Raw genomic sequence first — 22,839 nt, forward strand, 5'->3', positions numbered from 1 at the left:
CTTAATGGAGTGAATGAAAATGGAAAAACGGCCGGAGGATACAAGAGTCGTTGTCGGCATGTCCGGCGGTGTGGACTCGTCTGTGGCAGCCCTTTTATTAAAAGAACAGGGCTATGATGTAATCGGAATTTTTATGAAAAACTGGGATGATACAGATGAAAACGGTTTTTGCACGGCGACTGAGGACTATGAAGATGTTATCCGCGTCTGCAATCAAATTGGCATTCCGTATTATGCCGTTAATTTTGAAAAACAATATTGGGACAAAGTGTTTCAATATTTTCTAGATGAATATAAAGCCGGAAGAACACCGAATCCGGATGTCATGTGCAACAAAGAAATTAAATTCAAAGCGTTTTTAGAGCATGCGCTGTCGCTCGGCGCTGATTTTTTGGCGACCGGACATTATGCGCGTGTTGACAGAAGCGGCGGCAAAGTAAGAATGCTGCGCGGCCTGGATGAAAACAAAGACCAAACTTACTTTTTAAATCAGCTTACAGAAGAACAGCTTAGCAAAGTGATGTTTCCGATCGGTGAGCTGCAAAAAAGCCGTGTGCGCGAGATCGCGAAGGAAGCGGAGCTTGCGACGGCGGCTAAAAAAGACAGCACAGGAATTTGTTTTATCGGCGAACGCAACTTCAAAACCTTTCTCAGTCAATATCTTCCGGCACAGCCCGGCGATATGATGACGATGGACGGAGAAGTAAAGGGGCGCCACGACGGATTAATGTATTACACGATAGGACAGCGTCACGGCCTTGGTATCGGCGGAAGCGGAGAACCTTGGTTTGCTGTCGGGAAAGACCTTGAAAAAAACATTTTATATGTTGATCAAGGGTTTCATAATCCGCTTCTGTACTCGGATAAAATTACGGCGGCCGATGTCAGCTGGACCCGGCCCGGCATACTTGACGGTAAAGAAATTTCTTGCACCGCCAAATTCCGCTACCGTCAAGAAGACCATAAAGTCACGGTGAGAATGACGGGAGAAAGCGAAGCGGAAGTGATTTTTGATGAACAGGTACGCGCCGTCACACCCGGACAAGCGGTTGTGTTTTACGACGGCGAAGAATGCTTGGGCGGCGGGACGATTGATGATGTGTATAAAGACGGAAAGAAACTGTGGTATGTGTAAAAACAATTCTTAAAAACCTCAACATGTGAGTTGAGGTTTTTTAGCGAAAGGAAGATATTGATGGATTATAACCAAACGGGTATAGAGGCGATGCAGGAAGGCGATTTTGAAAAAGCGGCCGAAGCTTTTACGAAAGCGATTGAAGAAAATAAAGAAGACCCGATTCCTTATATCAATTTTGCGAATTTGCTTTCGTCTGTCAATGAGTTAGAACGCGCTATGGCATTTTATGAAAAAGCGCTTGAATTGGACAGTGAAGCGGCAACCGCTTACTATGGAGCAGGAAATGTATATGTCCTGAAAGAATCCTATAAAGAAGCCAAAGATATGTTTGAAAAAGCGCTGCAAGCCGGCATGGAAAACGGAGATTTATTTTATATGCTCGGCACGGTTCTTGTGAAGCTTGAACAGCCGAAGCTTGCTTTGCCGTATTTGCAGAGGGCTGTCGAGTTAAATGAGGACGACGATGAGGCGCGCTTTCAATTTGGAATGTGCCTTGCCAATGAAGAAATGCTCGACGAAGCGCTCAGCCAGTTCACTATTGTCACTGAACATGATCCCGGGCACGCTGATGCTTTTTATAATGCAGGTGTAGCTTATGCTTATAAAGAAAACAGGGAAAAAGCGCTTGAAATGCTTGATCGCGCGCTCGAGGTTCAGCCGGATCATATGCTTGCGCTTCATGCAAAGCAGCTCATCACACAATCATAACATGCAGGGAAAGCACAGGAGGAGGGAAGGCTCGTGCAGCAGCATCCGGATCAGCTGAAAATGGAGGAAGAACCCTTTTTAAAAGGTGCGGTAACCACTGTCATTTATCATAATGATGCCAATTTATATACAGTTTTGAAAGTGAAAGTCACAGAGACCTCCGAAGCGATTGAAGATAAAGTCGTATCCGTGACGGGCTACTTCCCTGCGCTGCAAGAAGAAGAGACCTACACGTTTTACGGAAAAACAGCCACCCATCCTAAATTCGGGCTCCAGTTTCAAGCGGAGCACTTTAAAAAAGAGATCCCGACTACGAAGGAAGGGATCATCCAATACTTATCAAGTGATCTGTTCGAAGGAATCGGAAAGAAAACGGCTGAAGAAATCGTCAAAAAACTGGGAGACAGCGCTCTTAATCGAATTCTCGCTGACTCCTCAGTGCTTTACGATGTGCCGAAGCTGTCAAAAAAGAAAGCTGATACGCTGGCAGGAGCTCTTCAGCGGCATCAGGGCCTGGAACAAATTATGATCTCGCTGAACCAGTTCGGATTCGGTCCGCAGCTTTCAATGAAAATTTATCAGGCATATGAATCGGAAACACTTGAGAAGATTCAAGAAAATCCGTATCAGCTTGTGAAAGATGTGGAAGGCATCGGGTTTGTGAAAGCCGATGAACTCGGGGGAAGAATGGGGATTTCCGGCAATCACCCTGAGCGGATTAAAGCAGCGATTTTGTATTCCATTGAAACGACATGTCTTTCAGAAGGGCATACGTACATAGAAACAAAGCAGCTTATTATTGATACGCAAAAGCTTTTGAACCAATCATCAGAAGGACAGCTGGTGACAGAGATGGACGCAGCGAATGAAATCATTGCGCTTGGCGAAAATAAAGCTATCATGATTGAGGATGACCGCTGTTACTTTCCATCTTTATATTATGCGGAACAAAACGTAGCCAAGCGTGTCCGGCATATCGCAAGCCAAACTGAGTATGAAGACCAATTTCCTGAATCTGAGTTTTTACTTGCGCTCGGTGATCTCGAAGAGCGTACGAAAGTTCAGTATGCGGCAAGCCAAAAAGAAGCGATTCAAAAAGCGCTCTCGTCCCCGATGCTTCTGTTAACGGGAGGACCCGGCACCGGAAAAACCACCGTTATCAGAGGGATTGTGGAGTTATACAGTGAGCTTCACGGCGCTTCGCTTGATCCGTCCGATTATAAAAAAGATGAAGTTTTTCCGTTTGTTTTGGCTGCGCCGACAGGAAGAGCCGCAAAACGAATGAGTGAGTCGACCGGACTTCCGGCCGTCACGATTCACAGGCTGCTTGGCTGGAACGGGGCTGAAGGGTTTACTCATACAGACGAAAATCCGATTGAAGGAAAGCTGTTAATTATAGACGAAGCGAGTATGCTTGATATATGGCTCGCAAACCATTTGTTTAAAGCGATACCCGATCATATTCAAATTATTATAGTTGGGGATGAGGACCAGCTTCCTTCTGTCGGGCCGGGACAGGTGCTGCGGGATCTGTTGGCTTCACAGGTCATTCCGACAGTCAGGCTGACGGATATTTACCGGCAGGCGGAAGGTTCATCTATTGTGGAGCTTGCTCATGACATGAAAAAAGGCTTGCTTCCGGCTAACCTGACAGCGCCGACGAAGGATCGTTCCTTTATTCGCTGCGGCTCATTACAAATCAAAGAAGTTGTTGAAAAGGTCGTCACCAATGCGCTGAAAAAAGGCTACACAGCAAGGGATATACAGGTGCTGGCTCCGATGTACAGAGGAAAAGCAGGCATTAATGAGCTTAATGTGCTGCTGCAGGGCATCTTAAATCCGCCGAAAGAAAAACGGCGCGAAATTAAATTCGGCGATGTTGTTTATAGAACCGGCGATAAAATTTTACAGCTTGTGAATCAGCCGGAAAATAATGTGTTTAATGGTGATATTGGTGAGATTACATCCATTTTCTACGCGAAGGAAAATACAGAAAAAGAAGATATGGCGGTTGTTTCCTTTGACGGAAATGAAATGACCTTCACCAAAAAAGACTTCAGCCAGTTTACGCACGCCTATTGCTGCTCCATTCATAAATCTCAAGGCAGTGAATTTCCGATAGTCGTGCTTCCCGTTGTAAAAGGCTATTATCGAATGCTGAGAAGAAATCTCCTCTATACGGCAATTACAAGAGCGAAAAAGTTTCTCATTTTATGCGGTGAAGAGGAAGCGCTGGAGTGGGGCGTGAAAAATAATGATGCGACAGTCAGACAAACCTCTTTACAAAGAAGGCTGACGCTGCAGGCTGAGGAAATGGATGAAGAACTTAAAGCTCTTCAAAAAGAGCTGCCGTTTAGCGTATACGACGCAAATATCGGCATGGAAGGCATTACGCCATTTGATTTTATGAAAGAAGAACATAGCTAAAGAGGCTTTTCGCAGCATGCGGAAGCCTCTTTGTTTTTGGTGGAAGTCATTTCTTTGTATGCCGCACAGGCGCGCTGCAAAACCTAAAGGTGTTCGGAAGGTGGTTGATCACACTTTGAGAACATGTCATGAGGTAGAAGGGCGATCTGTTTACGAAAAAAGCACCTCTTTTTTTCTGGGAACCATTTCAGATATCTGTTTTTCCTTTGAAGGAGATTGTCTTGGTTTTATTCTTGAACAGAAACGATTTTTCCATCACCGTCATGCGCTTTTACCGGCTGCTGATGTGGCGTATATCCTTGACGACAGCGTCATTGCAAATATCGGTTCAGAGCACCTTAAACCTCTCCCGAAGGATTGTTTAACATATGGGGAGCTTAAATTGCAGCTGGTTAAAACCCAAAAGGGAGACATTTTGGGTTTATTGGAAGATGTATACTTTTGTTTGGATAAGGGCATAATCGTAGCATATGAACTCTCGGACGGCTTCTTTTCTGATTTGACGGGAAGCAAACGCCAAATCCAAAAAGCGGATGCGCTTGTTGAAGCGGGGAAAGACGGCATCGTCCTGAACGGATAAGAGGTGTTGCGCGTGCTTTTATGCCCGAACTGCAAAAGTAAAGATATCGGTAAGATCGGCGTGAACCAATATTATTGCTGGGGCTGTTTCATTGAGTTGACGGTGGCCAAGGGAAAAATATCGACTCATCAAGTAGAAGAAGACGGAACGTTAAGCAGTCTTGATGATCTGTTTACAGATGATGAACGCACCATGAATCTTTAAACATGATGAAGGGGGAACTTTGCTATGAACAAAACAATGACCTCTCTTTTAACACTGGGAGCCGGCGCGCTGATGTACAGAATGGCATCACAATATGATATGCCAAATAAAAAAACGATGAAACGAATGAGAAAACGCATGAACAAAATGTTTTAATGAGAAAAAGGATACTCTGCAAAAAAAGAGTATCCTTTTACATTTGTTTCAATTCGAGCTTTCTGGCGGCGAGGGACAGGCTGTAATTGACTGCAAAATACATGAAAGCCGCAAGTAAAAAGATCGGAAAAAAGTAACTGCTGTCAGCACTTTGCCCATTGATGATTTGCGCATTATGAATGAGCTCCGGCAGCGCGATAACAACGGCAAGCGAGGTATCCTTTAATAAAGAAATAAATTGGCTTACAATCGGAGGGACCATACGGCGGAGAGCCTGCGGCATAATGATGAGAAACAGGGTTTGCACATAAGACAGACCGGATGACCGCGCTGCTTCCGTTTGCCCTTTTTCCACCGATTTCAATCCGCTGCGGATGATTTCAGACAGCATAGCTGATTCAAAAATCGTTAAAGCCGTTATGGCTGCGGCGGTAATTTCTAATTTAATCCCGATTTCAGGCAGAGCAAAATAAGTAAAGAATATAATTAACAACAGGGGAAGATTCCTTATGGTTTCTACGACGACAGCGAGAATGTTGGAGACAATCGGGATGTTTGCATAGCGCAGTGTCCCGATTACGCCTCCGAACATAAAGCTGAGAACAATGGAAATAAATGCAACATATAGGGTAACGAGAAAGCCGTCTAATAAAAATGTTAAATGGTCTGATGAGTAGGCTTCGATGAAATTCATGGGTTACTCCCTCCTTTATTAATAGCTTCTTTCAAGCCGTTTTTCCAAATATGTGACACCAAGGCTCAGAGGTATGGTGAGCACGAGGTAAAACAAAGCGACAAATATATAGACATCAAAGACGACCAGTGTTCTTGAAGAGACTAAATCTGCCTGATACATCAGATCCAGACCGGCTACTACGCCAAGGATGGATGAGTTTTTGACCAGATTTAAAAACTGATTTCCAAGAGGCGGCATAACAATTTTAATCGCTTGCGGCAAAATGATATAAAGCATAGCTTGGCTGTATGTAAAACCCGATGATCTGGCCGCCTCCATCTGCCCTTTTGACACAGATTGGATTCCCGCTCTGATCGCTTCTGCAATGAAAGCCGACGTGTAGATCGTCAGCGCGATGGTGCCCGCTTGAAAACCGTCCAGCTTTACTCCGGCGTTAGGCAGCCCGAAGAAAAAGACAAATGTAATTAATAGGAGCGGAATATTGCGGATAAATTCAACATAGGCCGTTCCGGTCCATTGCAGCGGTTTAAAGGTTATAATCCTCATAACCGCAACGAGCACGCCCAGTACAAAACTTCCGGCTAAGGCGATGACACTGGCAAGCAAGGTATGATAAAAGCCGTCGAGATACATGTCGAGGTTATCGGTTAGAATAGAGAAGTTCATGCGCTTTTCACTCCTTAATGAATCAGGATGAGCACGCTCTGCTCATCCCGGATGTGGTTAGCTACTGTTCTGGGTCTTCTTTAATCCACTTTTTATAGATTTCATCATATCTTCCGTCAGATTTCATTTTTTTCAAAGAAGCGTTGATTTCTTTCACCAGTTCTGATTGGCCTTTTTTAACGGCTATGCCGTAAGGTTCATCTGTAAATGTTTTTCCTGTCAACTGGTAATCTTTATTTTCATCGGCCATACCGTATAAGATGGCATTATCTGTTGTGAGGGCTTCGCCTTGGCCGGATTTTAAGGCTGTGAAGGCTTCCGCATAATTTTCAAATTCCAGCACAGTGGCATCAGGCGCTTTTTCTCGGATATTTTGTGAGGAAGTAGAGCCTTTAACTGCAAGAACTTTTGTCCCTTTCTTAAGGTCTTTTACACTTTTTATGGCGCTTCCTTTTTTCACTAGAAGTGACTGGCCTGCTTCAAAATACACATTGGAGAAGTCGACTTCTTTTTTTCGTTCATCCGTGATCGTCATCGTGGCTACGATCGCGTCAATGTCGCCGTTTTGCAGCATCGGAATTCTTGTTTTAGATGTTACTTCTTTAAACTCCGCCTTGTTTTCATCACCTGTTATATCTTTCGCCAGTTGTTTGGCAATGTCGATATCAAACCCTTCAATGTCTCCAGAGCTTGGATTTTTCAGTCCGAATAATCTTGTATCTGTTTTAACGCCGAAAACGATTTTGTCGTTGTCTTTGATCGCTTCTAATGTGTTTTTGCTGTCTTTTGATGTTCCTGAGCTGGATTCCTTGCCTCCGCAAGCTGCTAAAAGAAGAATCGCCGCCAAAGAGATGAATCCTATTGATAATAGTTTTTTGATACGTGACATTTGTTCGTCCCCCGTTTCTTTTTTAGTGATTTAATATCCGGCTTAAAAATAGACGTGCCCGTTCCTCGCGCGGGCTGGCATAAAACTCAGCCGGGGGTGCCTCTTCTAAAATCTTTCCCTCGTCAATAAATACGATTCTATCTGCCACTTCTCTGGCAAACCCCATTTCATGTGTAACCACGACCATTGTCATGCCTTCTTTTGCGAGTTTTTTCATTACATCGAGCACTTCTCCGATCATCTCGGGGTCGAGGGCGGACGTCGGTTCATCAAACAGCATGACTTCGGGCTTCATGGCCAGGCCTCTGGCGATTGCGACCCGCTGCTGCTGACCGCCTGACAGCTGGGATGGATAGGCGTCTGCTTTATCGGGAATCCCGACTTTTTGCAGATAGTATTGAGCGGTTTCCTTTGCTTCTTCTGCGGATTGTTTAAGGACTTTCATCGGAGCGAGCATGATATTTTGCAAAACCGTTTTGTGGGGATAAAGATAGAAATGCTGAAACACCATCCCGATATTCCGGCGCACTTTATTGATGTCAGTTTTTCTGTCATTAATAACGGTTCCATTAACGGTGAGAGTTCCGTCATCTATTGATTCGAGCCGGTTAATACATCTGAGCATGGTGCTTTTGCCGGAACCGGAAGGACCGATGACAACCACAACTTCTCCTTTCTTTATTCGAAGATTAATCTGTTTTAATACATGAAAGCTGCCATAATGCTTGTTCACTTCTTCAAATAAAATCATTGCAAACCTCCTGTATTTTGTTTTGGTTAATTATGTAAGTCTTATGACTCTTGCTGTCAAGAAAAATAACATTGTATTGATATTATATAGAGCAAATGTAACATTAGTCAAACTATTTTGTAATTTCAGATAATTAATTATGTGGAAATGGCTAATACTTAAGGCTGGCCGTCTTTAGTCTTGGGAAGGGAATAATTCGGCCCATTCGTCAAAAGATAAGAGGGAGGTGATGGGTGATGACGCAAAAACCGCTGCGGCTTTTAATTTGGGCGGCTGTTTGTTTGCTTGTATTGTTGATAGTATATGTATTCATCAAGCTTGAAATGCTATGGGCGCCATTTTGTCTTGTCGTAAAATCTATTTTGATACCGCTTATAATCGCCATTTTTATCTCTTATCTATTACTCCCTATTATTGAATGGCTTCATAGATCAGGCCTTCCGAGAACACTGAGCCTGCTGATTATTTATCTGCTTTTTTTCGGCGGGATCGGTTATGGGCTGTATAAAGGGGTCCCGGTTTTGATTGAACAGCTTACCGATCTGTCAGAGAGCATTCCCGGGATTGCTGAGACTTATGACGGATTGTTATTGAAACTTCATGATCATACCGACGAATGGCCGGACGGCATACATAGCCGAATGGACCGGTTTATTCAGCGGACGGAGGAATTTGTCGCCAAAACGATAGAAGGGACGATAAGGAGCATCCGATTTGTCTTTGATTATATTCTCATTGCGGCCACGATTCCTTTTCTCGTCTTTTATATGGTAAAAGATATTGATCTCATGAAAAAAACCGTCTGGTATTTAACGCCAAAATCTTGGAGAAAAAGAGGCAGTGCTTTTTTGCGGGATGTGGATGATTCTCTGGGTGATTATATTCGCGGACAGCTGCTGGTCTGTTTTTTAATCGGTTTGGGGGCCGGGGTGTCGTTCTGGTTTTTTGATCTGCCGTATCCGCTAATCCTGGGACTTATTATCGGGCTTACAAATGTCATTCCTTATTTCGGGCCTGTTATCGGAGCGGTCCCTGCGCTGTTGATTGCGATGGCTGTCTCGGCGAAAGCTGTGATTACCGTCGTCATCACCATTTTGATATTGCAGTTTTTAGAAGGCAATATTCTCAGTCCGCTGATTGTCGGCCGAAGCCTTAAGATGCATCCCGTTGTGATCATGCTTGCGCTTCTTGCCGGAGGAGAGTTGGCGGGCATCATCGGTATGATCGTTGCGGTGCCCGCCGCGGCTGTGCTGAAGGTGATGATGATCCATTTTTTGCGGATGAGGACGGAGCATTGACATCGGAAGCCTGCTTGTCTATAATTTCGAGTAGAATACATACGAATCTCGAGTGACGGATCTGAGTACGACGAAGCCCTGTTAAAGAGAGAAGCTCCATTTGCTGAAAGGAGCTTTAACAGAAGATCGGAGGAAGCTAATCCTGAGTGCAGTTAAAAGCTGCCGCAAGTCCTGCGTTACAGGATCAAAGGTGACGGGGAATATTCATTTTTTCTCCGTAATCAGGGTGGTACCGCGAGACAGCTCTCGTCCCTGTGTGAACGTGTAGTTTGCATAGGGAGGGAGCTTTTTTGCTGTCGCTGAAGAGAATTTCGATTTCAATAGAGGAGGACATATAATGAAACACTTAACTTCTGCTGAAGTGCGTCAAATGTTTTTAGATTTCTTTAAGGAAAAAGGCCATGCGGTTGAACCGAGCGCGTCATTAGTGCCGCATGAAGATCCTTCATTGCTATGGATTAACAGCGGGGTAGCAACTTTGAAAAAATATTTTGACGGAAGAGTTGTGCCGGAAAACCCGAGAATTGTTAACGCGCAAAAATCAATCCGCACAAACGATATTGAAAATGTCGGGAAAACAGCCCGCCACCACACATTCTTTGAAATGCTCGGCAATTTTTCCATCGGAGATTATTTTAAAGAAGAAGCCATTACTTGGGCGTGGGAGTTTTTGACAAGTGAGAAGTGGATCGGTTTCGACGAAGAGCTTCTTTCTGTGACGGTTCACCCGGAAGATGATGAAGCGTATGAGCTGTGGGCGAAAAAAATCGGTGTTCCGGAGGAGAGAATCATCCGTCTGGAAGGGAACTTCTGGGATATCGGAGAAGGCCCGAGCGGACCAAATACTGAAATTTTCTACGATCGCGGCGAAGCGTATGGTAACGATCCGGCTGATCCTGAGCTGTACCCGGGCGGAGAAAATGACCGCTATCTTGAGGTGTGGAACCTTGTTTTCTCTGAATTTAACCATAATCCGGACGGCACGTATACACCGCTGCCGAAGAAGAACATTGATACCGGCATGGGGCTTGAACGAATGGTGTCTGTCATCCAGAATGTTCAGACAAACTTTGATACTGACTTATTTATGCCGATCATCAAGGCGACTGAAACGATTTCCGGTGAGGCGTATGGTCAAGATGACGTAAAGAACACTGCGTTTAAAGTGATCGCCGACCATATCAGAACAGTTGCCTTTGCGGTAAGTGACGGAGCGCTTCCATCTAATGAAGGACGAGGATATGTGCTGAGAAGACTTCTCCGGCGGGCTGTGCGCTATGCCAAAACGATCAATATCAACCGCCCGTTCATGTATGACCTGGTTCCGGTTGTCGCTGAAATCATGGTGGACTTCTATCCTGAGGTTAAAGAGAAGGAAGAATTCATCGCTAAAGTGATCAAAACCGAGGAAGAACGTTTCCACGAAACCTTAAATGAAGGGCTTGCGATCTTGTCAGAAATGATCAAGAAAGAAAAAGACAAAGGCAGCAGCCTCATCTCTGGAACAGACGTCTTCAAACTTTATGATACGTACGGATTCCCGGTCGAGTTAACTGAAGAATACGCGGAAGACGAGCAAATGAAAGTTGACCATAAAGGCTTTGAAGAAGAAATGGAAAAGCAGCGCGCTCGGGCCCGAAACGCTCGCCAAGATGTCGGAAGCATGCAGGTGCAAGGCGGAGCTTTACGCGATGTGACAGTTGAAAGCACGTTTGTCGGCTATACAAATACAAAGTCTGACTCAAGTGTTGTTGAGCTTCTGCAAGACGGTGAATTAATTGAAGAGGCTCATGAAGGCGAAACCGTTCAAATCCTTCTAAACGAAACACCTTTCTATGCGGAAAGCGGCGGTCAAATCGGCGATAAAGGCTATTTGAGAAGTGCTCAGGCTGTTGTGAGAATTACAGACGTGCAAAAAGCGCCGAACGGGCAGAATGTGCATGAAGGCCTTGTTGAAAGCGGGACGCTTCAAAAAGGAATGCATGTGACAGCGGAAGTAGAAGACCATATGAGAAGCGGCGTTATTAAAAACCATACAGCCACTCACCTTTTGCATCAGGCGCTTAAAGATGTATTAGGCACACATGTCAACCAGGCGGGATCACTCGTAACTGAAAACCGCCTGCGCTTTGATTTCTCACACTTCGGACAGGTGACGAAAGAAGAGCTGGAGCGGATTGAAGTGATCGTAAATGAAAAGATCTGGGAGAGCATTCCTGTCAGCATTGATTTAAAACCGATCAACGAAGCGAAAGAAATGGGCGCCATGGCTTTATTCGGCGAAAAATACGGAGATATCGTGCGTGTCGTTCAAGTTGGCGGTTACAGTCTTGAGCTTTGCGGCGGCTGCCATGTCAAAAACACCGCTGAAATCGGCTTGTTTAAAATTGTGTCTGAATCCGGAATCGGTGCGGGAACAAGACGGATTGAAGCTGTCACGGGGCAGGGCGCTTACCTTGAGATGAACAGCCAAATTGGACTATTGAAACAAGTAGCCGGGGAATTGAAGACAAATGTGAAAGATGTGCCAAAACGCGTCGCTGCACTTCAGGCTGACCTGAAAGAGGCACAGAGAGAAAATGAATCCCTTCTTGCGAAATTAGGAAACGCAGAAGCAGGCGCGATTCTTTCTAACGTAAAAGACATCAGCGGCGTAAAGGTTCTTGCTGAAAAGGTGAACGCCAAAGATATGAATCATTTGCGCACAATGGTGGATGAGCTAAAAGCGAAGCTCGGTTCAGCGGTTGTTGTGCTAGGCGCGGTTCAAAATGATAAAGTGAATATTTCAGCAGGCGTCACAAAAGATCTGATTGACAAAGGCCTTCATGCAGGAAAGCTTGTGAAACAAGCGGCGGAAATGTGCGGAGGCGGAGGAGGCGGCCGTCCTGATATGGCTCAGGCGGGCGGAAAGCAGCCTGAAAAACTGCAAGACGCATTAACTTCTGTGGAAGAATGGGTGAAATCCGTTTTATAATTCGTTTATGTAGTGTAGAATGATGGTAAGATAAGGACTCAGGCTGAACTTTGCCTGCGAATTTGGGAAAGAGGTGCAAAACGGTGAGCTCGTTTGATAAAACGATGAAATTTAATTTCTCCGATGATTCTGCCGAAACAAACGTAAATGAGGTGCTGATTACGGTCTATGACGCGCTTCAGGAAAAAGGCTATAATCCCATCAATCAGATTGTCGGATACTTGCTGTCAGGTGATCCCGCTTATATTCCAAGGCATCGTGACGCTCGTAATTTAATTCGCAAGCTTGAAAGAGACGAATTAATCGAGGAATTGGTAAAGTCATACTTAGAACAGCATAAAGAGGCGTAAACTACACATGAGAATATTAGGGCTTGATTTGGGAACGAAAACACTTGGCGTTGCGCTGAGCGATGAAATGGGCTGGACCGCTCAGGGCATTGAAACGATAAAGATTAATGAGGCGGAAGGCGATTATGGATTGCCCCGTTTATCAGAACTGACAAAAGACCATACTATAGATAAAATCGTGCTGGGCTTTCCGAAGAATATGAACGGAACTGTTGGTCCGAGAGGCGAAGCCAGCCAAACATTTGCGAAACTGCTTGAAACAACGTACAATGTTCCTGTTGTGCTGTGGGACGAGCGTCTTACCACAATGGCGGCTGAAAAGATGCTGATTGCTGCTGATGTCAGCAGACAAAAACGAAAAAAAGTCATTGATAAAATGGCGGCTGTGATGATTCTTCAGGGATATCTGGACAGCTTAAACTAAGAGGTGAAAAAAATGGAACATGGCGAAAAACAAATTACAATTGTAGATGATCAAGGTAACGAACAGCTTTGCGAAGTGCTGTTCACATTTGAAAACGACGAATTCGGAAAATCTTACGTTCTTTACTACCCGATCGCTTCTGAAGGTGAGGAAGAAATCGAAATTCACGCTTCAAGCTTCACGCCAAACGCGGACGGAGAAGATGGCGAATTAACACCGATCGAAACTGATGAAGAGTGGGATATGATCGAAGAAACATTAAACACGTTTCTTGCTGAAGAGGACGAAGAGTAAAAAAGTGAAAAGGCCGGGGCTTGCACATGAGCTCCGGCCTTTCGTTTTCTTTCGAAAAAGTGAAGCTGCCGATCGGCGGCTTTTTTTTGTAATAAATTGCCGAAAGGACTTGAATCATGTAGTATAAGAGCTGATGGGAGGAGACCTGTATGTATATCAATCAGCCAAAAAAACCATTTCTCAAAAGAATAACAGCCGACAATAAAAAAAGAACGATTGTGCTGGCCTCCATTATTGTGTTTGTTTTAGTCATAGGCGGAGCATTCTTATATGGGAAATCACTGCTGGAGCCAGTCAAAAAAGGCAGTAAAACAACAGTGAATGTCAATATTCCGAGCGGATCATCCGTATCTGCCATTGCCGATATATTAAAAGAAAATAATGTGATTAAAAGCGAGAAGGCTTTTCAATATTATGTGAAATATAAAGGCGCCTCCGGCTTTCAAGCGGGATATTACCATTTAACCAAAGGAATGGATTTGAACACCATTATCAAAAAGCTTACAAACGGAGGAACAAATTACGCGTTTCAAATTACTGTTCCTGAAGGTAAACAGCTCACGCAGATTGCATCGGCAATCGCTAAGGAAACGAAATACTCGGAAAAAGACATTATCGCTAAACTGGATGACCAAACATTTATCAGCAAGCTGAAAAAACAATATCCTGACACGATTACAGATGATGTTTTGAATAAAGACATTAAGCATCCTCTGGAAGGGTATCTGTTTCCTGCTACATATCCATTTACAGATCCGGATGCGTCTCTTGAAGACATTATCACGGCAATGATTAAGCAAACAAACTCATATGTGGAGACGTACAAATCTTCATTGGAGAAAAAGAAGCTCTCCATCCACGACGCACTCACAATGGCTTCTCTTATAGAAGAAGAAGCGACGGCGAAAGTGGACCGCCACAAAATCGCAAGCGTCTTTTATAACCGGCTTGAAAAAGACATGCCGCTTCAAACGGACCCGACCGTTTTATATGCAGCCGGCAAGCATAAAGACCGTGTGTTTTATAAAGATCTAAAAATAGATTCGCCATATAATACGTATAAGAATAAAGGGCTGCCGCCCGGACCGATTGCCAATGCGGGCGAATCTTCCTGGGATGCAGCGCTCAACCCGGACAAAACCGATTATCTTTACTTTTTGGCCAAATCAAATGGTGAAGTCGTATTCACCAAAACATTAAAAGAACATAACAAAGCGAAAGAAAAGTATATTACAAATAAAGACAGTGAATAAGGGGAGGGCAAAAGCTCTCCTTTTATTCGCATTCCGTAAGGTTTTATGGTAAAATATATCGGGTTGTTTACTTATGTATAAATGTTGAGTTCAGAGAGTGCCCGGTGAAAAGCCAGGGGCACTCCTTTTTAGGACGGGGAGGCAATTTGTCGTGAATGACCGGTATGAACAAATAAATGACTATATAGAAGCGTTGCTGAAGCCTCAGCCGGATAAAGTAAGAAAGCTCGAAACATATGCGGATGAACATCATGTTCCGATTATGGAGCAAGCAGGCATGGAAGTGCTGCTTCAAATCTTGTCTGTGAAACAGGCGAAAAAAATATTGGAAATCGGAACGGCAATCGGGTATTCCGCCATTCGTATGGCACTCGAACTGCCAGAAGCCGAAATATATACAATTGAGCGACATGAAAAAAGACATGAAGAAGCCTTGAACAATGTAAGGGACTTTCAGCTGGAGGATCGGATTCATTTGTTTTACGGAGATGCGCTAGAACTGGCAGATGAAGTTCGTCCGGCGGCGCCTTATGACGTGATATTTATCGACGCGGCAAAAGGCCAGTACAAAAACTTTTTTCATCTATATGAACCGATGCTTGCACCGGACGGGGTGATTATAACAGACAATGTGCTGTTTAAAGGTCTGGTTGCGGAGGATTACAGCAAAATCGAACCAAAGAGAAGGCGTCAGCTGATCTCAAAAATTGATCATTACAATCAATGGCTGATGGACCACCCTGACTATCAAACAGCAATTATACCCGTCGGGGACGGACTGGCCATTAGTAAAAAGAAGAGGTGAACGTGATGAAAACACCGGAGCTTTTGGTGACACCGACAAATACAGCGGATATTTTGCCGCTCATTCAAGCTGGAGCGACAGCGTTTTTAGTTGGAGAACAGAGATACGGCCTAAGATTGGCAGGCGAATTCACTAGAGAAGATATTCAAACGGCCGTCAATATCGCCCATAAAGAAGGGGCAAAAGTATACGCAGCGGTAAACGGATTATTTCACAATGACAAAGTGGCAGAACTAGGTGACTACCTCGCTTTCTTATCTGAAGCAGGCGTTGATGCCGCAGTGTTCGGCGATCCGGCCGTCCTCATGGCTGCGAGAGAATCAGCACCAGAGTTGAAGCTTCACTGGAGTACAGAGACAACGGGAACTAATTATTATACATGCAATTATTGGGGACGAAAAGGCGCGGTCCGCGCGGTGCTGGCTAAGGAATTAAATATGGACAGCATTGTGGAAATTAAAGAAAACGCCGAAGTTGAGATTGAAATTCAGGTCCACGGCATGACATGCATGTTCCAATCAAAGCGTTCATTAGTCGGCAATTACTTTGAATACCAAGGCAAAGTCATGGATATTGAAGGAAAGAAAAAAGAAACCGGCCTGTTTTTGCATGATAAGGAACGTGACAACAAATACCCGATTTTTGAAGACGAAAACGGGACACATATCATGAGCCCGAACGATGTATGCATCATTGATGAACTGGAGGAGCTGATCGATGCCGGCGTTGACTCTTTCAAAATCGACGGGGTATTAAAATCCTCCGAATATTTGATTGAAGTGACACGGATGTACAGAGAAGCGATTGATTTATGCATCGAAAACCGTGACGAATATGAAGATAAAAAAGAAGGCTGGATTGAACGGATCGAAAGCATACAGCCTGTTAACAGAAGCATAGATACCGGATTTTTCTTTAAAGAAACGGTTTATTAATAAAAGGGGGTTAAGCTATGAATGCCGTAAATGATAAGATTTCCGAAATTGTGAATGGTAAGCGCGTGATTACGAAAAAGCCCGAGCTTCTCGCTCCTGCTGGCAACCTTGAAAAGCTTAAGATCGCTGTCCATTACGGCGCGGACGCGGTATTTATCGGAGGCCGGGAATACGGGCTGCGCTCAAATGCTGACAATTTTTCGTTGGAAGAAATCGCTGAAGGCGTAGAGTTTGCAAAAAAATACGGTGCAAAAATCTACGTAACAACCAATATTTTTGCCCATAATGAAAACATAGACGGCCTTGATGAATATTTAAAAGGTTTAGGAGAAGCCGGGGTTGCGGGTATCATCGTAGCGGATCCGCTCATTATCGAAACCTGCCGCAGAGTCGCTCCGCATGTAGAAGTTCATTTAAGTACGCAGCAGTCTCTTTCAAACTGGAAAGCTGTGCAGTTCTGGAAGGAAGAGGGGCTTGACCGTGTTGTGTTGGCACGTGAGACAAGCGCGATTGAAATCAGAGAAATGAAAGAGAAAGTTGATATCGAAATCGAATCTTTCATCCACGGCGCTATGTGTATTGCGTACTCCGGACGCTGTGTATTGAGCAATCACATGACGGCAAGAGATTCAAACCGCGGAGGCTGCTGCCAGTCTTGCCGCTGGGATTATGATTTATATCAAACTGACGGCGCGAACGCGGTTGCTTTATATGATGAGGAAGATGCTCCGTTTGCCATGAGCCCTAAGGATTTAAAACTAATCGAGTCCATTCCGCAAATGATCGAAATGGGTATTGACAGCTTAAAAATCGAAGGCCGAATGAAATCCATTCACTATGTGGCCACAGTCGTCAGCGTGTACCGCAAAGTGATTGACGCGTACTGCGCTGATCCCGAGAACTTTGTCATTCAAGAAGAATGGCTCACTGAACTTGATAAATGCGCCAACAGGGACACGGCGACAGCCTTTTTTGAAGGAACACCGGGTTATGAGGAGCAAATGTTCGGCGAGCACGGAAAGAAAACGACATATGACTTTGTCGGCTTGGTACTCGACTATGATGAAGAAACAAAAATGGTCACGCTCCAACAGCGCAATTTCTTCAAACAGGGAGATGAAGTGGAATTCTTCGGCCCTGAAATTGAAAACTTTACACACAAAATAGAAAACATTTGGGACGAAGACGGAAATGAGCTTGACGCTGCCCGCCATCCCCTTCAAATTGTCAAATTTAAACTGGACAAAACGATTTATCCGAGCAACATGATGAGAAAGGGGAAGTAATCACTAATGGGTAAGAATCCTGTAGTCATTGGAATCGCAGGAGGTTCTGGTTCAGGAAAAACGAGTGTCACGCGATCTATCTATGAACAGTTCAAAGGCCACTCGATTTTAATGATCCAGCAAGACCTTTATTATAAAGACCAAAGCCATCTTCCGTTTGAAGAAAGGCTGAACACAAACTACGATCATCCGCTTGCGTTTGATAATGACTATTTGATCGAGCATATTCAAGAGCTATTGAATTACCGTCCGATTGAAAAGCCGATTTACGATTACAAGCTTCATACACGGTCAGAAGAAACCGTTTCAGTAGACCCGAAAGATGTCATTATCCTAGAAGGCATTCTTGTACTAGAGGATAAAAGGCTTCGGGATTTAATGGACATCAAGCTTTACGTGGACACGGACGCCGACCTCCGAATTATCAGACGGATGCTGAGGGATATTAAGGAGCGGGGCCGTTCCATTGATTCTGTCATCGAGCAATATATTTCCGTTGTAAGGCCGATGCACAACCAATTCGTAGAGCCGACGAAACGCTACGCCGACATTATTATCCCTGAAGGCGGACAAAACCACGTCGCAATTGATCTGATGGTTACGAAAATACAGACCATCCTCGAACAAAACTTGATATAATAGGCTTTCTAAGCGTATGGGCAAGGTCTAAAAATCGACCTTGCCCATATTTTGCCCACAGTTTTATCAAAAAATTTCATTTGCGACGGCATTGAATTGAACGATTGCCTCTGTTTTTGTTTCTTTCATAATATGCGAATAAATGTCTAACGTTGTTTTGGAAGAAGAGTGCCCTAACCGTTCCTGAGCTTCTTTCAATTTAACTTCTGCGTCAATTAGCAATGACGTATATGTATGTCTCAGGTTATGAGGCGTGATCCGGGTAACACCGGATTTTTTTATATAAGTGTCTAATTTGTAATTGAAATTCCGAGCTGGGATAGGGCGCCCAGTTTTGTCTGTAAACACAAAGCCTTCATCCTTATATTGATCTTCGTTTTCCATTTTGACTTGATTCTGTACATGTTTTAATATTTTTAATTGGTTGCTGACCTGAGGCGGTACAGGAACATTTCTGATTGATGACGAAGTTTTAGGGCTGAGTAACATATAATTGTCTCTTAAACCATCTTTCTGATACAGCGTATATCGAACCCGTACAACTGATTCCTCAAAATCAATCTTGTCCCATTTCAAAGCCGTAGCTTCACCAATTCTAAGTCCTGAATAAACGAGCAGGACAAACATTGCTAAATCTTGAGGGTTGCCTCTTCGTTTGACACATTGAAGAAATTTAGAAATCTCTTCTTTCTCCCAAAACTTTATATCCTTTAGCTTTTCATCATCCATAACTTTATCAGCGTCTTTTGTCCGAGGCAGACGAACACCCTCAAGGGGATAATCCTTAAAATACGAATCCCTCATAGCTTGTCTAGTCATCATTTTAAATACATCGTGTACGCCTTTTAGTGTATTCTTTGCGTATTCAGGTGCTATGTCATTCAGGAATTTTTGGTACATAGACGTATTGATGTTTTTCACCTTGATATTGCCGATATGTTTTTTAATAATGACCATGCTGTCATCTCGTGGCCCCCACGAGCTTTCTTTTACAGTGTGCTTGTATGTGTCAAACCATATGTTTAAATACTCCGAAATTGTAATGGAGTCGTTCTTTTGTATAAATTGATTATTAATATTTAATTCAGCTTCTGCAGCCGCAATCATAGCTTCTTTTTTTGTCCGAAAGCCACCTTGTGGCTTTTCTCGGCGTTTATTGGTTATAGGATCATTGTAAGTGATTCTATATTCCCAAGTCTTTCCGCGCTTCCTGAAACTTGCCACTGTGTTTTACCTCCAATTACATTTAAAATAATTTTGTTAATACTATTATGCAATGATATATGATGTTTTTGTAGTAAAAGTTTAATATGAATGAACATGGAAGTAAAACTCTCCAAATATGTAAAAAGTAAGGCTAAACGTATATTTTTAGTCAGAATTGTGGTATAATAAAGAACAGTTCGAAAATTATTTCTATTGTAACTCTTTGTTCCTTCTTTATATCTATCGTCAATATTCGACAATCTTTTTTATATAAGTATGTTAAATTAATTTTGAAATGGTGATTAAGATGGAAGAAAGTAAAATTGATGTTAGAAGCCACTTAAAGCGTATTATCGACTCAAAAGAGGAAAAACAGAAAGAGATTGCTGACAAAATTGGAATTAGCGCCTCGCACTTGAGCAAGTTTTTGAATGGTCAAGAAATTGCATTGTGGATGATATTAGATATAACACGTTATCTTGATAAAGAAAATGAAATAGAAATAATGCGACAATGCTGTTATGAAGCAACCAAGAAAAATATCAAAACTGCTTTCGAATATGCTCACTCTAAAAAACTCGATTCAATGACCTGTCACCTAATAGGGAAAACTATTTCCGGCAATAATCGAGAGCTGAGAGAATGGGCTATTGTTTACGAGTGGCAGCTAAGATCTAAATACTCTCGAGTTTATAGCGAGGTAGAATATCTTGAGATGTTAAAACAACTGCAGCCTAATTCTCATGATTTAAAGACACTATTACTCATACTTGAAATGTTATGTTTTTATTATAGCAATAAGTTTGATCTATCCTTACACTACATACAAAAAATCTCTAATATGCTGCCGGATATCAAAGACCCTTTTATACGTAAAGCTTTCTTGAGTCGCACTGATGAAGCGTTAGCAAATATGCATCTTAAGTACGAAAATAATATAGAGAAATCAAGAGAGTATGCTACAAAGCTTGTTGAAACTAACTTTAGTATTAACTCTGCTACTAATGGTTATTTCATTCTAGGTTTATCATATTTATACGAGTCTTATGATAAGTCAGCTTGGTTTTTTGAAAAAGGGATAGGACTAAATAAATCTAAAGATAGGTTTTTTGTAGCGGATGACTTAAAGGAGCAACTTGCAATATTAAATCTTTATTGGGATAAGCCTGTTCCCAAAGAGTATGTTGTAACGGATTTCATTAAGTCAGTTATTAAGCAAGATAGTTTAAAGAAATACTACGATCATGATTATTATTCTGCGTGGGCTTTTTATTTTGACGGCAGAAGAGAAGCGAGCAGAGAAAAACTGCTTTTATCTTTGCATGTTTTTTGTGATAAAAAAGACTATTTTAGAGCGAATTTACCAAAAATAGAGTTGCTAAATATGGGGGTTGATTATAATATATTAAAAAGGGAGGTGAAAATTAGTGAAAAAGGCAATCATAGGGATAGCAATAACTTTAGTAATTGCATTAGCATTTGTGTTTAGTGCGAACTTTAACATTGAGGCTAACGTTAATAACGAAGGAAAAGAAATTCCGCAAGTAAAGACGACCACACACCAATTGGCTGATCCACCTGTAGGAATGAGTTACAAACTTGAGTCACATGTTGAAAAAACTGAAAAACAAACGTTTTATTAAAAAGACGCTGCCGAATATATAGGCAACGTCTTTCGTATTTTTAAAAGAGATTTCCTGTTTTGACGAAATGAAAAATAGGAAATCTCTGATACTGATTTATTTTTAAGGTGTATTCGATTATAATAAGAGAACAAACGTTCGTAAAAGGGGTTACTTACAATGAAGACAGATATTTCACTCGATGAATTATTGGAGAAAATACATCAATTAGCAGACAATGAATCAGTCGATATCAGAAACGCCTTTTGATTTTCTGTATGCTTTTAGGACTTCTAACATCACTTTTATTTCATCATCAGAAACTTCTTTACCATCAAGAGTAATATTATAATGTTTCCTGAGATTTTCTATTGACAAATCTCGTTCAAAGGTTATTTTCTTTTCTTCTTCTGTAAAGTCTTTTAAATTTTCAAGATTGGTAAAGAAGTAAGAGCGGTCCACTGAAAAATAATCTGCTATTTTATCAATTGTTTTAACAGAGGGGTTCTGAACACCACTTTCTAATTTAGATAAATACCCTCGAGAAATTCCAATGGCTTCTGCTGCCTGAACTAATCCAAGCCCCTTTTCTTCACGTAATTTTTTAATATTTTCACCAATATTTTTATTCAAAAAATCACCTTATTTCTTACGTTTAATAACGATTAATTGATTACAGTCATTATACCATTGCAAGTTGACAAATAGTATACAAAAATCGCAAATAGGGGTTGCAAAGCAAAATGTAAGGTGTTATATTTTATTTAGTTTCCAAATAGGAAATTTAAGTTGGGGGTGAAAGAAAAGTGAATCTATCTAAGTTCAGAAATAAATTGAAAGATACTAGAACTAAAAAAGGTCAAACTCTAAGAGAGTTTGCTAATAGTCTGGGTTTTTCATCTTCATATATCTCAAAAATTGAAAACGGGAAAGTAAATCCAAGCATCACAAGTATAGAAAAAATCTCCGAGAAACTAAAGATTCCAATGAGTGATTTTTTTTAACGTTTAGTTTCCTGACAGGAAATGAAAAGAGTGGAGGAATGATCTATGAAAATCGAACTTGAACAATCAGACATCGACACTATTACGAACGATGTTATTGCAAACGTTAGTGCTGCATTGGTTCCAAAAATTCAAGAGATGATTATGGTTTTGGCTTCTCAAGATCAGCTTTTAACCAAGAAAGAAGTTTATGAAGGTATTCTGAAATGCACTCCACGTACAGCAGAAGAATTGTATTTCAGTCAACCAGACTTCCCTGTTTTTGAATTACCGGAAAGACCGGGCGCTCCAAAAACACAACGAAGATATTCCCGGCGGGCAGTCGAAGCTTGGATAGCACAGAAGAACAGCACGAGAGTAGAAGGGATTGGCTAAAAATGTTCTTTACCGGTTATGTATGGCTAAATCACGAATTTCATGTAGTTGTTAGTGAATCTGTTTCAATTCATCAGAAAACAATGGATCAACTTAAAGCTCAAGGTGGCACCATTATTTCAAACAAATGTCGCCAGAATGTCCTCGGCTCTGTGATT

Annotated in this window: 25 protein-coding genes; 19 read left to right on the forward strand and 6 right to left on the reverse strand. The window is 42.4% G+C overall.

Translation table 11 applies throughout. The features are described from left to right. Window positions 1-19 precede the first annotated feature (19 nt). The 6 genes from mnmA to AXI57_RS20795 all read left to right on the forward strand — a co-directional run bounded on the left by mnmA (window position 20) and on the right by AXI57_RS20795 (window position 5,213). Window positions 20-1,135, forward strand: coding sequence for a tRNA 2-thiouridine(34) synthase MnmA (gene mnmA / locus AXI57_RS09060; protein ID WP_061669873.1), 1,116 nt, complete (start codon window positions 20-22; stop codon window positions 1,133-1,135). Window positions 1,136-1,225: 90 nt separating this feature from the next. Then, window positions 1,226-1,846, forward strand: a complete 621-nt coding sequence (locus AXI57_RS09065; RefSeq protein ID WP_094233205.1) for a tetratricopeptide repeat protein — start codon at window positions 1,226-1,228, stop codon at window positions 1,844-1,846. Between the two features lie 33 nt (window positions 1,847-1,879). Continuing rightward, window positions 1,880-4,273, forward strand: coding sequence for an SF1B family DNA helicase RecD2 (gene recD2, locus AXI57_RS09070; RefSeq protein ID WP_010789325.1), 2,394 nt, complete (start codon window positions 1,880-1,882; stop codon window positions 4,271-4,273). 115 nt (window positions 4,274-4,388) lie between these two features. Then, window positions 4,389-4,853: a PRC-barrel domain-containing protein gene (locus AXI57_RS09075; RefSeq protein ID WP_061669875.1), complete on the forward strand. Its 465-nt coding sequence runs from the start codon at window positions 4,389-4,391 to the stop codon at window positions 4,851-4,853. Between the two features lie 12 nt (window positions 4,854-4,865). Then, window positions 4,866-5,057 carry a hypothetical protein gene (locus AXI57_RS09080; protein WP_003325314.1) on the forward strand — a complete coding sequence of 64 codons (192 nt, stop codon included), beginning with the start codon at window positions 4,866-4,868 and terminating at the stop codon, window positions 5,055-5,057. A gap of 24 nt (window positions 5,058-5,081) precedes the next feature. Further along, the gene (locus AXI57_RS20795) at window positions 5,082-5,213 is read left to right on the forward strand and encodes a YrzQ family protein (RefSeq protein WP_003325315.1); all 132 of its coding nucleotides are present in this window, start codon (window positions 5,082-5,084) and stop codon (window positions 5,211-5,213) included. 37 nt (window positions 5,214-5,250) lie between these two features. On the opposite strand, the gene AXI57_RS09085 is transcribed toward AXI57_RS20795, so the two are convergent. The 4 genes from AXI57_RS09085 to AXI57_RS09100 form a co-directional block, all read right to left on the reverse strand. Beyond that, complete coding sequence (locus AXI57_RS09085; RefSeq protein ID WP_061669876.1) at window positions 5,251-5,907, reverse strand: amino acid ABC transporter permease; 657 nt, start codon at window positions 5,905-5,907, stop codon at window positions 5,251-5,253. An 18-nt stretch (window positions 5,908-5,925) separates the two neighbouring features. Then, window positions 5,926-6,576, reverse strand: a complete 651-nt coding sequence (locus tag AXI57_RS09090; RefSeq protein WP_061669877.1) for an amino acid ABC transporter permease — start codon at window positions 6,574-6,576, stop codon at window positions 5,926-5,928. A 61-nt stretch (window positions 6,577-6,637) separates the two neighbouring features. Continuing rightward, window positions 6,638-7,465, reverse strand: coding sequence for a transporter substrate-binding domain-containing protein (locus tag AXI57_RS09095; protein WP_061669878.1), 828 nt, complete (start codon window positions 7,463-7,465; stop codon window positions 6,638-6,640). A gap of 22 nt (window positions 7,466-7,487) precedes the next feature. Further along, a complete protein-coding gene (locus tag AXI57_RS09100) occupies window positions 7,488-8,216 on the reverse strand; it encodes an amino acid ABC transporter ATP-binding protein (protein ID WP_061572700.1) in 729 nt (242 codons plus the stop codon). Window positions 8,217-8,452: 236 nt separating this feature from the next. On the opposite strand from AXI57_RS09100, the gene AXI57_RS09105 reads away from it, so the two are divergent. From AXI57_RS09105 to udk, 10 genes are all read left to right on the forward strand, one after another. Next, a complete protein-coding gene (locus AXI57_RS09105) occupies window positions 8,453-9,514 on the forward strand; it encodes an AI-2E family transporter (RefSeq protein WP_003325321.1) in 1,062 nt (353 codons plus the stop codon). Between the two features lie 337 nt (window positions 9,515-9,851). Then, on the forward strand, window positions 9,852-12,488 hold the full coding sequence (gene alaS, locus AXI57_RS09110; protein ID WP_061669879.1) for an alanine--tRNA ligase: 2,637 nt from the start codon (window positions 9,852-9,854) through the stop codon (window positions 12,486-12,488). A gap of 83 nt (window positions 12,489-12,571) precedes the next feature. Beyond that, on the forward strand, window positions 12,572-12,838 hold the full coding sequence (locus AXI57_RS09115; protein ID WP_003225903.1) for an IreB family regulatory phosphoprotein: 267 nt from the start codon (window positions 12,572-12,574) through the stop codon (window positions 12,836-12,838). Window positions 12,839-12,845: 7 nt separating this feature from the next. Next, window positions 12,846-13,262, forward strand: coding sequence for a Holliday junction resolvase RuvX (gene ruvX / locus AXI57_RS09120; protein WP_003325323.1), 417 nt, complete (start codon window positions 12,846-12,848; stop codon window positions 13,260-13,262). A gap of 12 nt (window positions 13,263-13,274) precedes the next feature. Next, entirely contained in the window at window positions 13,275-13,556 is a 282-nt protein-coding gene (locus tag AXI57_RS09125; protein ID WP_003325324.1) for a DUF1292 domain-containing protein, read from the forward strand. A gap of 149 nt (window positions 13,557-13,705) precedes the next feature. After that, complete coding sequence (gene mltG / locus AXI57_RS09130) at window positions 13,706-14,809, forward strand: endolytic transglycosylase MltG (RefSeq protein ID WP_061669880.1); 1,104 nt, start codon at window positions 13,706-13,708, stop codon at window positions 14,807-14,809. A gap of 151 nt (window positions 14,810-14,960) precedes the next feature. Continuing rightward, on the forward strand, window positions 14,961-15,614 hold the full coding sequence (locus AXI57_RS09135; RefSeq protein WP_003325326.1) for an O-methyltransferase: 654 nt from the start codon (window positions 14,961-14,963) through the stop codon (window positions 15,612-15,614). 5 nt (window positions 15,615-15,619) lie between these two features. Continuing rightward, window positions 15,620-16,549, forward strand: a complete 930-nt coding sequence (locus tag AXI57_RS09140; protein WP_061669881.1) for a peptidase U32 family protein — start codon at window positions 15,620-15,622, stop codon at window positions 16,547-16,549. Window positions 16,550-16,566: 17 nt separating this feature from the next. Beyond that, entirely contained in the window at window positions 16,567-17,835 is a 1,269-nt protein-coding gene (locus AXI57_RS09145; protein ID WP_003325329.1) for a peptidase U32 family protein, read from the forward strand. A gap of 6 nt (window positions 17,836-17,841) precedes the next feature. Further along, entirely contained in the window at window positions 17,842-18,474 is a 633-nt protein-coding gene (gene udk, locus AXI57_RS09150) for a uridine kinase (RefSeq protein WP_061669882.1), read from the forward strand. A gap of 66 nt (window positions 18,475-18,540) precedes the next feature. Here udk and AXI57_RS09155 read toward each other — a convergent pair whose 3' ends face one another. Continuing rightward, window positions 18,541-19,698 carry a tyrosine-type recombinase/integrase gene (locus tag AXI57_RS09155; RefSeq protein WP_061669883.1) on the reverse strand — a complete coding sequence of 386 codons (1,158 nt, stop codon included), beginning with the start codon at window positions 19,696-19,698 and terminating at the stop codon, window positions 18,541-18,543. A gap of 289 nt (window positions 19,699-19,987) precedes the next feature. Between AXI57_RS09155 and AXI57_RS09160 the strand changes: the two genes are divergently transcribed. Further along, the gene (locus AXI57_RS09160) at window positions 19,988-21,169 is read left to right on the forward strand and encodes an AimR family lysis-lysogeny pheromone receptor (RefSeq protein ID WP_061669884.1); all 1,182 of its coding nucleotides are present in this window, start codon (window positions 19,988-19,990) and stop codon (window positions 21,167-21,169) included. 376 nt (window positions 21,170-21,545) lie between these two features. Here AXI57_RS09160 and AXI57_RS09165 read toward each other — a convergent pair whose 3' ends face one another. Then, window positions 21,546-21,935, reverse strand: coding sequence for a helix-turn-helix domain-containing protein (locus AXI57_RS09165; protein WP_081112768.1), 390 nt, complete (start codon window positions 21,933-21,935; stop codon window positions 21,546-21,548). A gap of 173 nt (window positions 21,936-22,108) precedes the next feature. Here AXI57_RS09165 and AXI57_RS09170 point away from each other — a divergent pair, with 173 nt between their 5' ends. Both AXI57_RS09170 and AXI57_RS09175 read left to right on the forward strand, forming a co-directional pair. Beyond that, window positions 22,109-22,306 carry a helix-turn-helix domain-containing protein gene (locus AXI57_RS09170; RefSeq protein ID WP_061669885.1) on the forward strand — a complete coding sequence of 66 codons (198 nt, stop codon included), beginning with the start codon at window positions 22,109-22,111 and terminating at the stop codon, window positions 22,304-22,306. Between the two features lie 45 nt (window positions 22,307-22,351). Beyond that, a complete protein-coding gene (locus AXI57_RS09175) occupies window positions 22,352-22,681 on the forward strand; it encodes a hypothetical protein (protein ID WP_061669886.1) in 330 nt (109 codons plus the stop codon). Window positions 22,682-22,839 lie beyond the last annotated feature (158 nt).

The sequence above is a fragment of the Bacillus atrophaeus genome (genome assembly GCF_001584335.1).
Classification (GTDB): Bacteria; Bacillota; Bacilli; order Bacillales; family Bacillaceae; genus Bacillus; species Bacillus atrophaeus.